The organism is Stenotrophomonas sp. RIT-551 (assembly GCF_026241915.1).
Classification (GTDB): domain Bacteria; phylum Pseudomonadota; class Gammaproteobacteria; order Xanthomonadales; family Xanthomonadaceae; genus Stenotrophomonas; species Stenotrophomonas bentonitica_A.
Genome location: NZ_JAPJIU010000001.1, coordinates 389,686 through 402,076, shown reverse-complemented (window position 1 = coordinate 402,076; position 12,391 = coordinate 389,686). Strand labels below are relative to the sequence as shown.

The following is a 12,391-nucleotide window of genomic DNA, read 5'->3' as shown; positions in this document are numbered from 1 at the left end:
AACGGGCGCGCTATGCAACAGGCAACATCATCGTCCTGCCATCCATCGGCGACGCGATGAAGCCATGCTTGAGATAGAACGCTTTGGCAGTGTCGTCGAACGCATGACACAACAAGGCGCGCGCGCCGATGTGCCCGCAGACCTGCATCGTGCGTTGCACAGCGTCTTTCAGCAGTCCCGCGCCGACGCCCTGGCCGACCCAGTCGGCATGGACGGCCAACCTGCACAGCACGATGACCGGAATGGGGTGCGGCATGTTCCGGCGAAGGCGACCGGGAACCAGCTGGTGCGAAACGCCGCCGGCAGCGAGCGCGTAATAGCCCACCACATTGTGTTGCGCATCACACACAACAAAACACCGCGATGCCCCCGATGCCTGGTTCTGGTGGGCACGCTCCATCAACCACGAGGTCAGCTCCGCCGCGCTGCATCGAAACTGCTCCAACCGATGCGCTTGAGCCAGCGCATGCGGCGCAGACAACCGCAACGCTCAGCGCTCCCAGGGTGCAGGCGTGCTCAACAGTTTCCTGATGGCCGCGTTGTTTTCCAGCGGTGCATCCAGCAACGCATTAAAGCGTCGCAGCTGCTGAGGATCCAGGGAGAACTGTGTCTGGTCCGCGAGTACCTCCCGCGCCTTCTCACAGGCAGCATCCAGAATGAACTCGGTTCGGCTCACCCCGGTAACCTCAACGGCGCGGTCGATCAGCGCCTGCTTGTCGGCGGGCGCCCGGAAGTTGATGACTTTGCTGGCGAGGGCCACGGGAGGCGCTCCGGAGGTCTGTGCATACAATGTACACACAACTGGATGATCGCTCAACGGCTCCGCCCTCTTCTCAGATCGTAAGGCAACGGTAATCCGTTGGCTCTCCATGGAAAATCGGGAGTTTCCCCGGAAAGCCGTAGGCCTGAGCGCCCCGCGAATGGGGGCGCCCCCACCCGTTATGCCGCCTCGCTGATCCGCGCCGCCCGCCGTGCCCGCACTGCCTCGGCAAGGCTCTCCAGCACCGCCAGCGAGCTGTCCCAGCCGATGCAGCCATCGGTGATGCTCTGGCCGTAGGTCAGCGGCTGGCCGTCCACCAGGTCCTGCCGGCCGGCCACCAGATGGCTCTCCACCATGACGCCGACGATGCGCTCTTCGCCGTTGGCCAGCTGCGCGTTGATGTCGGCGATGACCTTGGGCTGGTTCTCCGGATTCTTGCTGCTGTTGGCGTGGCTGGCATCGATCATGATGCGTGCAGCCAGGTGCGACTTGGCCAGCGTCTGGCTGGTCGCTTCAACGTGGTCGGCATCGTAGTTCGGCGTCTTGCCGCCGCGCAGGATCACGTGACAGTCCGGATTGCCGGCGGTGGCCACGATGGCGGTGCCGCCTTCCTTGGTCACCGACAGGAAGTGATGCGGGTTGGAGGCCGCGCCGATCGCATCGGCGGCGATCTTGATGTTGCCGTCGGTACCGTTCTTGAACCCGACCGGGCAGGACAGCCCCGAGGCCAGTTCGCGGTGCACCTGGCTTTCGGTGGTGCGTGCGCCGATGGCGCCCCAGGCGACCAGGTCGGCGATGTACTGCGGCGAGATCACATCGAGGAATTCAACGCCGGCCGGCAGGCCCAGCTTGTTGATGTCGCGCAGCAGGCCCCGCGCCACACGCAGGCCCTTGTTGATGTTGAAGCTGCCATCCAGGTCCGGATCGTTGATCAGGCCCTTCCAGCCCACCGTGGTGCGCGGCTTTTCGAAGTACACGCGCATGACGATTTCCAGCTCATCGGCGTAGGCATCGCGCAGCGGCTTGAGGCGCTGGGCGTACTCGATGGCGGCCACCGGGTCATGGATCGAACACGGGCCGATCACTACCGCGAGCCGATCGTCGCGGCCATGCAGGATCTCGTGCAGGGCCGCGCGCGAGGCGCTGACCGTATCGGAGGCTTCGTCGTCGCAGGGCAGCATCGCCAGCAGCTGTGCCGGCGGGGTCAACGGTTCGATCTTGCGGATGCGCAGGTCGTCGGTATGGGGGGGCATGGGGTAACTCCTTGGAAGTGGGGGTCCCCAGCGCGGCGGCAACAAAAAAGCCGCCAGGTGCGCTGGCGGCTTTCGGGAATGCGTCTGAAGGTTTCTTCAGGGTGAGCGCATGCCTTCCTCCGCCGGTGGCTTCGGAAAGTAATACCAAAAGTAGGAATTGGCGGGGCGTGCGTTCATTGGGGAGTATTGATAACACAGGGGTTTGGAGGTGCCAACTGTTTCATTCGCAACTGCGGCATCGGTTCAGGCCCCTCCCCGCGAGCCGTGCGCTCACTCCCGCGGCAACGCCGCCAGCTCGGCCAGGTGCTGCTGCAGCGTGCCTGCTGCCCCCACCGCGTGCGTGGTGGTGAAGTACTCGTGCCACCCGGTAGCGCCGATCGCGGCCAGCAAGGCATCGGCATCGAGCCGTTCGGCGCACTGCCACACCGCATAGAACTGCTCGGCCGTGGTGTGCGGAACGTCCTGTTCGATGCGGCCCATCGCCACCGGCGTGATGCGGGCCGGATCCACGTGCTGCATGCCGGCGCCGATGCGGGCGAAAAACGCCCCGCGCGACACCGGGTCCAGCGCGGTCCAGGCGGGGGTGGCGGTGTAGAGCTCGATCAACATGTGCGACATGGCGTTCCTTGAGGTCAGAGCGAGCGCAGTGCGCGCTTGCGGATATAGGTGTTGGCCGGATCATCGGCGTGGTGCTGCTGCCATTCGCTGCACAGCGCGCGGACCCAGTCGGGCTGGCTTTTGCCGGCGTCGTTGAGCCAGTTGCCCACCGAATCCTGCACGTAGCGCGAGGCATCGCAGCACAGCGCCTGCAGCAGCGGCAGCGCGTGTTGCGGCGCCTGCTTGAACAAGGTGATGTGCGCAGCCCACACGCCCCGCGGGCGCAGCGCTTCACAGGCGAAGCGACGCACGTTGGGTGAGACGTCGGTGGTCCAGCCGTGCAGGTGCGCGAGTACACGCAGGGGTTCGGCGACAACATGCGGACGCACGGCCAGCCATGCCCACTCGCGGACGCCGAAATGCGCATCGTCGGCCAGCGTGCGCAGCGCATCGAGCCTGTGTTCGAGCGACAAGGCCGGGTCGCTGCCGATCAGATAGCAGGCCCAGCCACGCACGGTGTCGCTGGCGTGCCGCGACCACCGTGCATGATCGCCGTGGCCATGCACGCGCAACAGCGTCGCTGCGCCCTGCATGCGCAGCGTGATGCCGCGCTTGGCGGCATTGCGCATCGGGGTGATCGCAGCGGCGGGCAAGCCGGGTGCGACATGGGCCATCAGCTTGGCGAAGTCGACGGCCAGCACTTCGGCCAGATGCGTGGCTTCGGTTTCACCGCGATCGAGCTGCCCGCGGCGTTCGCGGGTGATGGGCTGTTTCATGCCGCGCGGCCCGCATCAGTGCGCGACCACACGCGCTGCAGCAGCGTGCCGAGCGTGCGCCGTTCCCGCGGGCTGATATCGGCGAACAGCGAGGCGATCCACGCGGTCTGCTGGTCGAACAAGCGCGCGGCCAGCGCCTGACCCGCCCTGGTCAAGCGCACGTGGATGCGGCGCTTGTCATCCGGATCACTGTGGCGGCTGACCAGGTGCTCGCGCTCCAGCCCATCGAGCAGGCCGGTGATGGTGGCGCGGGTCACCCCGGCGCGCTCGGCCAACTGGTGAGGCGAGAGTGCCGTTTCCGCACCGCGCAGCAGGAACAGCAGCACGAAGCGCCCTTCACTCAGGCCCAGCGGCGCCAGCCGGCTGGCACAGTCCTGGTCGATCGCGCTGGCCAGCGACAGCACCTGGAAGCACAACGCCAGTTCGCCCGAATCGGGCTGGCCACGGCGCTCCAGTTCGGTCAGGAACGCGAGGTGTTTGGTTTCCAGCATGCAGGCGGCTTCGACATAATACGGCGGCTAACTATATCGTCGTTGCGCTCTGAGAGAAAGGCTCCCGCCTGCGTTGCCGCTGCTGCGGGCACCTGCATCCGTACGATCAGCCCGCCGCCCGGCCTGTGCAGCAGCCAGAGCTGACCTCCTTGCTGCCGAACCGCGCCCTGCGCCACCGCCAGCCCAATCTGTTCGATCATCGCGTTCAAGGGTTCAATGTCGGCCACCATCCGCACCGCGTGCGTGAGCGGTGCGAACTCGGCGCCAGGCCCAGCCGGGGCACTGGCGTGCGCAGATCCTGCGCGACCGCTGCCAGCATGCGCGTCATATCCTGCGCCTGCTGCGCATTGCCTGCAGCGTCCTGCAACGCACTGAGCCGCGCGCGAGTGGGGGTTTACGCGGGAGCCGTCCCGCGGCAGCATGAAGCCATCACCACCGACGCAAGGACACGCCGATGGACCGTTCTCTAGCTGAAGCCATGGCGGATGCCATGCTGCAACCCGATCCCAAGCGCGAGGCCGTGCGGGCACGGCGTCTTGCCAGCGCCGCACAACTGAAGCGTCAGCGTAAGGCCGCAGGAGCAAGCCTGGTCGGCATGGCCGTGGGCGCCGCGGTGGCCAGCCAGTTTCCGATGGCCTTTTCGCAGGGCATGCTGATCGGCGCGTTGCTGACGTATTTCCCCACCCAGCTGTGGCTTGACCGGCGTGCACGCGGCGCCGAGGCCGCCATCCGCGTCGAAGGACACGCCCAGTCATAGCGAAGGGATTCCGTTCGCCCCCTTTTACCAGCGCACCTGTGCCGGCACTGGCCCGTCATGCGAGGGAAACAACGGCAGCACCATCGCAGCCTTCCTGGGTTGGTTGCAGGACGAGGTCGCGGCCCCCACCAGCGCGCTGTGAGTCGGTACTACGCGCACAAAAAAACCCCGCCTTCCGGCGGGGTTTTTCGTACTGCGGTGGCGGATGGCAGGTGCCGACCGATGGCCGGCCTCTACATCAGAAGTCCATGCCGCCCATGCCACCCATACCGCCCATGCCGCCGCCGGCTGCGCCAGCGCCGTCATCCTTCTTCGGGGCTTCGGCAACCATGGCTTCGGTGGTGATCATCAGGCCAGCGATCGAGGCCGCGTTCTGCAGTGCCGAACGGGTCACCTTGGTCGGGTCCAGGATGCCGAATTCCAGCATGTCGCCGAACTCGCCGGTGGCGGCGTTGTAGCCGAAGCTGCCGGTGCCTTCCTTGACCTTGTTGACGATCACGGACGGCTCTTCGCCAGCGTTGGCCACGATTTCGCGCAGCGGGGCTTCCATCGCGCGCAGGGCGATCTGGATGCCGTGGTTCTGGTCTTCGTTGGCACCCTTCAGGCCGCTCAGCGCGGTGACCGCACGGACCAGGGCAACGCCGCCGCCCGGGACCACGCCTTCTTCAACGGCTGCACGGGTCGCGTGCAGGGCGTCGTCGACGCGATCCTTCTTTTCCTTCATTTCGATTTCGGTCGAGGCACCGACCTTGATCACGGCAACGCCGCCGGCCAGCTTGGCCACGCGTTCCTGCAGCTTCTCGCGATCGTAATCCGACGAGGTGTCTTCGATCTGGGTCTTGATCTGGGTGACACGCGCTTCGATGTTGGCCTTCTCGCCGGCGCCATCAATGATCGTGGTGTTTTCCTTGGAGACCTGCACCTTCTTGGCGCGGCCCAGGTCCTTGATCGTCGCCTTTTCCAGCGACAGACCGATTTCCTCGGAGATCACGGTGCCGCCGGTCAGCACGGCCATGTCTTCCAGCATCGCCTTGCGACGGTCGCCGAAGCCCGGTGCCTTGACGGCCACGACCTTCACGATGCCGCGGATGGTGTTGACCACCAGGGTCGCCAGCGCTTCGCCTTCGATGTCTTCAGCGATGATCAGCAGCGGCTTGCCGGCCTTGGCGACGCCTTCCAGCACGGGCAGCAGGTCGCGCACGTTGGAGATCTTCTTGTCGTGCAGCAGCACGTACGGATCGTCCAGGTCAGCGGTCTGCGACTGCTGGTTGTTGATGAAGTACGGGGACAGGTAGCCACGATCGAACTGCATGCCTTCGACGACGTCCAGCTCGTTGTCCAGGCCCGAGCCTTCTTCAACGGTGATGACGCCTTCCTTGGTCACGCGGCGCATCGCTTCGGCGATGATGTTGCCGATCGACTCGTCCGAGTTGGCCGAGATCGTGCCGACCTGGGCAATGGCCTTGTCGTCAGCGGTCGGCTTGGAGATGTTCTTCAGCTCGGCGACGGCGGCGATCACGGCCTTGTCGATACCGCGCTTGAGGTCCATCGGGTTCATGCCGGCAGCGACGGCCTTGGCGCCTTCGCGGATCAGGGCCTGGGCCAGCACGGTGGCGGTGGTGGTGCCGTCGCCGGCGTCATCGTTGGTGCGCGACGCGACTTCCTTCACCATCTGCGCGCCCATGTTCTCGAACTTGTCAGCCAGTTCGATTTCCTTGGCGACGGAGACGCCGTCCTTGGTGATGGTCGGCGCGCCGAAGCTCTTCTCGAGCACGACGTTGCGGCCCTTCGGGCCCAGGGTGGCCTTGACGGCATTGGCGAGAACGTTGACGCCGCGAACCATGCGGGCGCGGGCGTCTTCACCGAAACGAATATCTTTGGCAGCCATTGCGATTACCTTTTTATGTAGAGCCGGGCCATGCCCGGCTGCTTGAACGGGAGGAAGTGCGGAAGCGCCGGCACGGGGCCGGCCGCATCACTCAGCCGACGATGGCGAGGATGTCGTCTTCGCGCAGAACCTTGAACTCGACGCCTTCGGACTTGTAGCTGCTGCCGGCGTACTGGCCGTAGATGACCTTGTCACCGACCTTCAGCGACGGCGCGCGCACGCTGCCGTTGTCCAAGGGCTTGCCCGGGCCGACGGCCACGACTTCACCCTTGGTCGACTTTTCCTTGGCGGAATCCGGAATCACGATGCCGCCGGACGAGATTTCGTCGGCTTCGATCGGCTTGACTACGACGCGGTCATGAAGCGGCTTGATGCTCATGTGAGACCCTTTTAAGTTGTTGATTGGTCTAGGAAAGTCTGGCGATGTTAGCACTCGCACAGGGCGACTGCCAGCCACGCTCACGAAAAAACCCGACGGTGCGGGACAGAGCAGAGATGGTGCTGGCCCCTGCCCTTTCAAGGGCAGCCGATCGGATTTTTTTGCCGGCCGGTGGTCGGACGTGAATGTTTGACGCAGTTCTCAGTGCGAAAGGTCGAATCCGACAGGGTGGCGGATGTGTCATCTGGATTGCGTAGATTCGAGCGGCACTGACCAATCACAAGGAGCCGTAGATGAGGTTGCTGACGCCGCTGTCCCTGGCCTGCCTACTGGTACTGGCCACCAGCCCGGCCCGAGCCGATGTATTCATCAATGAACTGCATTACGACGACAGCACCCCGGCCGGGGATGTCGGCGAGGCGATCGAGGTGGTCGCCACCGCCGGTGAGGACCTGTCCGGCTACCGGCTCTACCTCTACAACGGCAGCAACCCCTCGGCCGCCGCGGTCTACGCCGACAACGCGGTCCCGGCCGGCACCGCCAGCTGCGGCAGCGCGCGGCTGGCCACGGTCAGCTACCCGACCAACGGCCTCCAGAACGGGCCCAACGATGGCATCGCCCTGGTCGATGCCAGCGGCAAGGTGGTCCAGTTCCTCAGCTACGAGGGCACCATCACCGCGGCCGGGGGACCCGCGGCGGGCCTGACCAGCCAGAACCTCCCGGTCAGCGAGACCAACAGCACCGCCCCGGGCACCTCCCTGCAGCTGACCGGCACCGGCAGCCAGTACGCGCATTTCACCTGGGCCGAATCGGCCGGGCAGACCTTCGGCGCCTGCAACCACGGCCAGAGCTTCAGCGGCGGCGGCGGCCCGACCGGCCCGAATACCGCGCCCTCGGTCACGGCGACCACCCCCGAACAGGGCGCCAGCACGTTCCCGGCCGCGGCCGACCTGGGCGTCACCTTCAGTGAGCCGGTCACCCTCTCCAGCGGCGCGTTCGCGCTGAGCTGCGGCCAGTCCGGCACGGTCGCGCTGAGCCATCCGACCACCGGTACCCGCTTCACGCTGGCCACCCACACCGCGCTGGTGGCGGGGGAAGCCTGCCGCTTCGATATCCGCGCCACCCGCGTGAAGGATGCCCAGGGCGCGCGCCCGGCCGCCGATACCCGCATCGCGTTCACCGTGGCCACCGCCACCACGCCCGACCCGGGCAATCCGGGCAACCCCGGCGAGTACTACGCGAAGGTGAACACCTCCAGCCCCAGCCAGCTGCGCTGCTCGCTGCACGAGACCATCAAGGGGCACACCGCGTATCCGTACAGCGGCTCGGGCACCAGCACCTGGACGATCCTGGAGATCGCCGACGAAGATCCCAACAACAGCGGCAACATCCTCGATGCCTACCGCAACCGCAGCTACACCAAGGTCAGCGAGCGGGCCGGCACCGGCAGTGGGCTGACCTACAACCGCGAGCACACCTGGCCCAACTCGCTGGGCTTTGCCAGCACCACCGGCGACAAGGGCCTGCCCTACGCGCCGTATACCGACACCCACATGCTGTACCTGACCGATGCGCAGTGGAATGCGGACCGCGGCAACAAGCCCTATGCCAAATGCGACAGCAACTGCGGTGAGCGTGCGACTGAATCCAACAACGGGTCCGGCGGCGGCAGCGGCGGCTACCCGGGCACCTCCAACTGGGTGCGCACGCCCGATGGCAATGGCGGCTCGTTCGAAGTGTGGGGCCACCGCAAGGGCGATATGGCGCGTGCGGTGATGTACATGGCGATCCGTTATGAAGGCGGTAAAGATGCGAAAACCGGCCAGTCCGAGCCGGACCTGGAGCTGACCGACGACCGCAGCAAGATCGTCAAAACGTCGGCCTCGCCTGCTTACATGGGCCTGCTCTCGACCCTGATCGACTGGCACCTTGCTGACCCGCCGGATGCGGCAGAACGCGCTCGCAATGAGGTGATCTTCAGTTTCCAGGGCAACCGCAATCCGTTCATCGACCACCCCGAATGGGCCACCCCGGCCCTGTTCACCTCGGCCAGGCCGGCCACCTGCCAGCTGGCCAACTGAGCCCGTCCGACCGGCGCCCCCTCGCGGCGCCGGTCGGACCATTGGCCTCCAGCGGTCCTATACTCGGCGGTCATGTCGATTGCCGATCCCGTCTTCGTGCTGTTCACCACCTGCCCCGACGTGGCCTGCGCCACGCGGCTGGCACATGCGCTGGTGGACGAACGCCTGGCCGCGTGCGTGACGCGCCTGGACGGGGCGCACTCGACCTACCGTTGGCAGGGCGAGGTCACCGAGGACCATGAGGTCCAACTGGTGATCAAGACCACCGGCAGCCGCCTGGATGCCGCGATCGCGCGCGTGCAGGCCCTGCATCCGTATGAACTCCCCGAGTGCATCGCGGTCGAAACCCGCGCCGGCCTGCCGGCGTACCTGGATTGGATTCGGGCGCAGACCCGTGAGGAAAGTGATTGATGACGCTGTTTCGTCGTGTTGCCGCGCTGTGCGCGTTGCTCGTGGTCTCCCTGCCGGCCTGGGCCGTCAGTGAAAAAGACCTGCTCCCGGTCGATGAGGCCTTCGGGCTTACTGCGCAGGCGCGTGACCGCGATCGCGTGGAGATCAGCTGGAAGATCGCCCCGGGTTATTACCTGTACCGCCACCGCACCACGGTCAAGGCCGAGGCCGGCTTCGATGCCGAGGCGCTGCAGCTGCCGGCCGGCAAGAAGCACCACGATGACTTCTTCGGCGAGGTGGAAACCTACCGCGAGCGCCTGATCGGTGTCCTGCCCGGCAAGGCCGCCGACGGCGCCGACACCGTCACGCTGGAAGTGCGCTACCAGGGCTGCGCCGATGCTGGCGTGTGCTACCCGCCGCAGAAGCGCACGCTGCAGGTGAAACTGCCGGGCGGTGGCAGCGGCGCGGCCAGCACCGCCCCGGCCACCGCCAACGCTGCTGCCTCCCCGTTCAACAACCCGCTGGCCGGCAACACCGGCACCGGCCTGCGCCTGCCCGGCACCAGCACCACCCAGGCGCTGCCGCTGCCCTCCGAGCGCGCGTTCGGCTTCGATGCGATCGTCGGCGATGGCAATACCGTGCTGCTGCGTTTCACCCCGGCGCCGGGCTACTACCTGTATCGCGACCGCACCTCGCTGGCGCTGGAAGGCGCCCCGGGCATCCGCGCGGACAAGCCCAAGTGGCCGGCTGCCAAATCGCACCGCGATGAACACTTCGGCGATGTCGCGGTGTATTTCGACCAGATCGATGTACCGCTGCCCCTGCGCCGCAGCACCGCCGGTGCGACCGACGCCACCCTGGTGATCACCTTCCAGGGCTGCCAGACCGATGGCATCTGCTACCCGCCGATGACGCGCCGGGTGAAGCTGGCGCTGCCGGCAGGCACGATCAACGCCAAGGCCGATGAGGTCGCGCAGAAGACCGAGGTCATCGCCCCCCTGCCCAATCGCGACAAGCGCGACCAGGCCCGCAGCGACGCCGGCAGCCAGCCGATGCTGATCCGCCCGAACGAACCGGCGCTGGCCGTGCCCGGCGATACCGCCACCCCGCCCGATGCCAGTGCCGACAACGCGCAGCGCACCCCGCCGCCGGTGGCACCGGCCGCCGCGCCCGGCAACCTGCTGGTGCTGCTGCTGTTCGCCGTGGCCGGTGGCCTGATCCTCAACCTGATGCCGTGCGTGCTGCCGATCCTGTCGCTGAAGGTGCTGGGCGTGGCGCAGAGTGGCGAGAGCCGCCAGCGCGCGCGCAGCCATGCGCTCTGGTACACCGCCGGCGTGCTGGTGGCCTTCGCTGCCATCGGCGCCCTGGTGATCGCGCTGCGGGCGGCCGGCCAGGCCGCGGGATGGGGCTTCCAGTTGCAGCACCCGTGGTTCATCGCCGCGCTGGTGTACCTGATGTTCGCCGTGGGCCTGAGCCTGTCGGGCGTGTTCACCCTCGGCGGCAGCCTGGGTGGCATGGGCCAGTCGCTGGCCTCGCGCAGCGGTCCGGTCGGCGATTTCTTCACCGGCGTGCTCGCCTGCGTGGTGGCCAGCCCGTGCGTGGCTCCGTTCATGGGGCCGGCCCTGGCCTACGCCTTCGCGGCACCCGGCCTGCAGGCGATGCTGGTGTTCCTGGCGCTCGGCCTGGGCCTGGCGCTGCCATTCCTGCTGATCGGCTTCGTGCCCTCGCTGGCGCGCCGCCTGCCGCGCCCCGGTGCGTGGATGGAAACCCTCAAGCTGGTGCTGGCCTTCCCGATGTACGGCACCGCGATCTGGCTGCTGTGGGTGCTGGGCAAGCAGCGCGGCGTGGACGCCATGGCGCTGGTGCTGGGCGGCCTGGTGATCCTGTCGCTGGCCCTGTGGTGGTTCGAACGCAGCCGCTGGCGCAGCCAGCGCGTGGGCGGCCTGCTGGCCCTGCTGTTGGTGCTCGGCGCGCTGTATCCGATCTGGGGCGTGACCCGCCTGGATCCGCCGGCCAAGGCCGCACAGTCGGCCAGCGACAACGTGGTGGAGTACTCGCCGCAGATGCTGGACCGCCTGCGCCAGGACAACCGCGTGGTGTTCGTCAACATGACCGCCGACTGGTGCGTGACCTGCAAGGCCAACGAGCGCGCGGTGCTGGGCACCGACGCCTTCCGCGATACGTTGCGGCGGACCAACGCGGTCTACATGCGCGGCGACTACACCAATGTCGACCCGCAGATCACCGCCTTCCTGGATGAGCACAAGGCCGTCGGCGTGCCGCTGTACGTGGTCTACGGCCCGGGCGCCCCGCCGACCGTGCTGCCGACCGTGCTGACCCAGGCGCTGGTGGAAGAAGCGCTGCTGCGGACCGCGCGATGAGCCTGCGGCCACCACGGCGGACGGTCGTGGTGGTCGTGATCGCGGCCGTGCTGGGCATCGGCGCCGGCGTCTGGTTCGCCGGGCATGACGAGCGCCCGGCCACTGCCCCGCCACCGCCACGGCCGGCGGTGGTCGCGGCCCAACCGGGGGATCCGATGCCGGCGATCACCCTGCCGGACCTCCAAGGGAAACCGCAGGACCTGGCCAGCTTCCACGGGCGTCCGCTGCTGATCAATGTCTGGGCCAGCTGGTGCGGCCCCTGCGTGGAGGAAATGCCCGCGCTGACCGCCTTTGCCGATGCCCAGGGCGCTACCGGCGTGCAGGTGCTCGGGCTGGCGCTGGATACGCCCGAGGGCGTGCGCGATTTCCTGACCCGCGTCCCGGTCGCCTATCCGATCGTACTCGATACCCCCGGGCCGGCCGATGCCAGCGTGCGGCTGGGCAATGCGCAGGGGCTGCTGCCGTACTCCGTGCTGATCGACGCGCAGGGGCGCATCGTGAAACAGAAGCTGGGGCCGTTTGCGGCCGGAGAAATCGAGGCCTGGGCAACGCCCTGACGCGCTTGGGCGAAGTGGCTGTTTGATCGGGGGCCCTACGGGCCCGACCTGGGCTATTGACCGCCTCCGGCCTGCGCCCAA

The 12,391-nt window shown here is 67.2% G+C and carries 14 protein-coding genes; 5 read left to right on the top strand and 9 right to left on the bottom strand.

The genetic code is table 11. The features are described from left to right. Positions 1 to 10: 10 nt before the first annotated feature. The 7 genes from ORK51_RS01660 to ORK51_RS01630 all read right to left on the bottom strand — a co-directional run bounded on the left by ORK51_RS01660 (position 11) and on the right by ORK51_RS01630 (position 4,104). Positions 11 to 487: a GNAT family N-acetyltransferase gene (locus ORK51_RS01660; RefSeq protein WP_070426051.1), complete on the bottom strand. Its 477-nt coding sequence runs from the start codon at positions 485 to 487 to the stop codon at positions 11 to 13. 3 nt (positions 488 to 490) lie between these two features. Next, positions 491 to 760 (bottom strand): type II toxin-antitoxin system TacA family antitoxin, encoded by a 270-nt coding sequence (locus ORK51_RS01655; RefSeq protein ID WP_070426052.1) that lies wholly within the window; start codon positions 758 to 760, stop codon positions 491 to 493. A gap of 179 nt (positions 761 to 939) precedes the next feature. Then, positions 940 to 2,013, bottom strand: a complete 1,074-nt coding sequence (aroG, locus tag ORK51_RS01650; RefSeq protein WP_046274152.1) for a 3-deoxy-7-phosphoheptulonate synthase AroG — start codon at positions 2,011 to 2,013, stop codon at positions 940 to 942. 270 nt (positions 2,014 to 2,283) lie between these two features. Then, complete coding sequence (locus tag ORK51_RS01645) at positions 2,284 to 2,631, bottom strand: DUF6616 family protein (RefSeq protein WP_266083647.1); 348 nt, start codon at positions 2,629 to 2,631, stop codon at positions 2,284 to 2,286. A 14-nt stretch (positions 2,632 to 2,645) separates the two neighbouring features. Then, the gene (locus ORK51_RS01640) at positions 2,646 to 3,386 is read right to left on the bottom strand and encodes a DNA alkylation repair protein (RefSeq protein WP_261998157.1); all 741 of its coding nucleotides are present in this window, start codon (positions 3,384 to 3,386) and stop codon (positions 2,646 to 2,648) included. After that, the gene (locus ORK51_RS01635) at positions 3,383 to 3,877 is read right to left on the bottom strand and encodes a MarR family winged helix-turn-helix transcriptional regulator (RefSeq protein WP_070426054.1); all 495 of its coding nucleotides are present in this window, start codon (positions 3,875 to 3,877) and stop codon (positions 3,383 to 3,385) included. The genes ORK51_RS01640 and ORK51_RS01635 overlap by 4 nt, the downstream gene beginning before the upstream one ends. Continuing rightward, positions 3,847 to 4,104 (bottom strand): ATP-binding protein, encoded by a 258-nt coding sequence (locus tag ORK51_RS01630; protein WP_429000597.1) that lies wholly within the window; start codon positions 4,102 to 4,104, stop codon positions 3,847 to 3,849. The genes ORK51_RS01635 and ORK51_RS01630 overlap by 31 nt, the downstream gene beginning before the upstream one ends. 227 nt (positions 4,105 to 4,331) lie before the next feature. Between ORK51_RS01630 and ORK51_RS01625 the strand changes: the two genes are divergently transcribed. Further along, entirely contained in the window at positions 4,332 to 4,634 is a 303-nt protein-coding gene (locus ORK51_RS01625; protein ID WP_266083646.1) for a hypothetical protein, read from the top strand. Between the two features lie 238 nt (positions 4,635 to 4,872). Here the strand turns inward: ORK51_RS01625 and groL are convergent, their stop codons facing one another. Both groL and ORK51_RS01615 read right to left on the bottom strand, forming a co-directional pair. Continuing rightward, a complete protein-coding gene (gene groL, locus ORK51_RS01620) occupies positions 4,873 to 6,522 on the bottom strand; it encodes a chaperonin GroEL (RefSeq protein ID WP_019183552.1) in 1,650 nt (549 codons plus the stop codon). A gap of 91 nt (positions 6,523 to 6,613) precedes the next feature. Beyond that, positions 6,614 to 6,901 carry a co-chaperone GroES gene (locus tag ORK51_RS01615; RefSeq protein ID WP_019183551.1) on the bottom strand — a complete coding sequence of 96 codons (288 nt, stop codon included), beginning with the start codon at positions 6,899 to 6,901 and terminating at the stop codon, positions 6,614 to 6,616. Between the two features lie 293 nt (positions 6,902 to 7,194). On the opposite strand from ORK51_RS01615, the gene ORK51_RS01610 reads away from it, so the two are divergent. The 4 genes from ORK51_RS01610 to ORK51_RS01595 all read left to right on the top strand — a co-directional run bounded on the left by ORK51_RS01610 (position 7,195) and on the right by ORK51_RS01595 (position 12,310). Next, positions 7,195 to 8,982, top strand: a complete 1,788-nt coding sequence (locus ORK51_RS01610; protein WP_266083645.1) for an endonuclease — start codon at positions 7,195 to 7,197, stop codon at positions 8,980 to 8,982. A 72-nt stretch (positions 8,983 to 9,054) separates the two neighbouring features. Beyond that, positions 9,055 to 9,393 (top strand): divalent-cation tolerance protein CutA, encoded by a 339-nt coding sequence (gene cutA, locus ORK51_RS01605; RefSeq protein ID WP_070426062.1) that lies wholly within the window; start codon positions 9,055 to 9,057, stop codon positions 9,391 to 9,393. Further along, positions 9,393 to 11,753: a protein-disulfide reductase DsbD domain-containing protein gene (locus ORK51_RS01600; RefSeq protein ID WP_266083643.1), complete on the top strand. Its 2,361-nt coding sequence runs from the start codon at positions 9,393 to 9,395 to the stop codon at positions 11,751 to 11,753. The genes cutA and ORK51_RS01600 overlap by 1 nt, the downstream gene beginning before the upstream one ends. Further along, positions 11,750 to 12,310, top strand: a complete 561-nt coding sequence (locus ORK51_RS01595; RefSeq protein ID WP_070426064.1) for a TlpA family protein disulfide reductase — start codon at positions 11,750 to 11,752, stop codon at positions 12,308 to 12,310. Before ORK51_RS01600 ends, ORK51_RS01595 begins: the two co-directional genes overlap by 4 nt. The last annotated feature ends 81 nt before the right edge of the window (positions 12,311 to 12,391 follow it).

Coding starts and splice junctions, on each gene's coding strand:
- aroG (WP_046274152.1), bottom strand. CDS start 2,013: ATGCCCCCCCATACCGACGACCTGCGCATCCGCAAGATCGAACCGTTG.
- ORK51_RS01645 (WP_266083647.1), bottom strand. CDS start 2,631: ATGTCGCACATGTTGATCGAGCTCTACACCGCCACCCCCGCCTGGACC.
- ORK51_RS01640 (WP_261998157.1), bottom strand. CDS start 3,386: ATGAAACAGCCCATCACCCGCGAACGCCGCGGGCAGCTCGATCGCGGT.
- ORK51_RS01635 (WP_070426054.1), bottom strand. CDS start 3,877: ATGCTGGAAACCAAACACCTCGCGTTCCTGACCGAACTGGAGCGCCGT.
- ORK51_RS01625 (WP_266083646.1), top strand. CDS start 4,332: ATGGACCGTTCTCTAGCTGAAGCCATGGCGGATGCCATGCTGCAACCC.
- groL (WP_019183552.1), bottom strand. CDS start 6,522: ATGGCTGCCAAAGATATTCGTTTCGGTGAAGACGCCCGCGCCCGCATG.
- ORK51_RS01615 (WP_019183551.1), bottom strand. CDS start 6,901: ATGAGCATCAAGCCGCTTCATGACCGCGTCGTAGTCAAGCCGATCGAA.
- ORK51_RS01610 (WP_266083645.1), top strand. CDS start 7,195: ATGAGGTTGCTGACGCCGCTGTCCCTGGCCTGCCTACTGGTACTGGCC.
- cutA (WP_070426062.1), top strand. CDS start 9,055: ATGTCGATTGCCGATCCCGTCTTCGTGCTGTTCACCACCTGCCCCGAC.
- ORK51_RS01600 (WP_266083643.1), top strand. CDS start 9,393: ATGACGCTGTTTCGTCGTGTTGCCGCGCTGTGCGCGTTGCTCGTGGTC.
- ORK51_RS01595 (WP_070426064.1), top strand. CDS start 11,750: ATGAGCCTGCGGCCACCACGGCGGACGGTCGTGGTGGTCGTGATCGCG.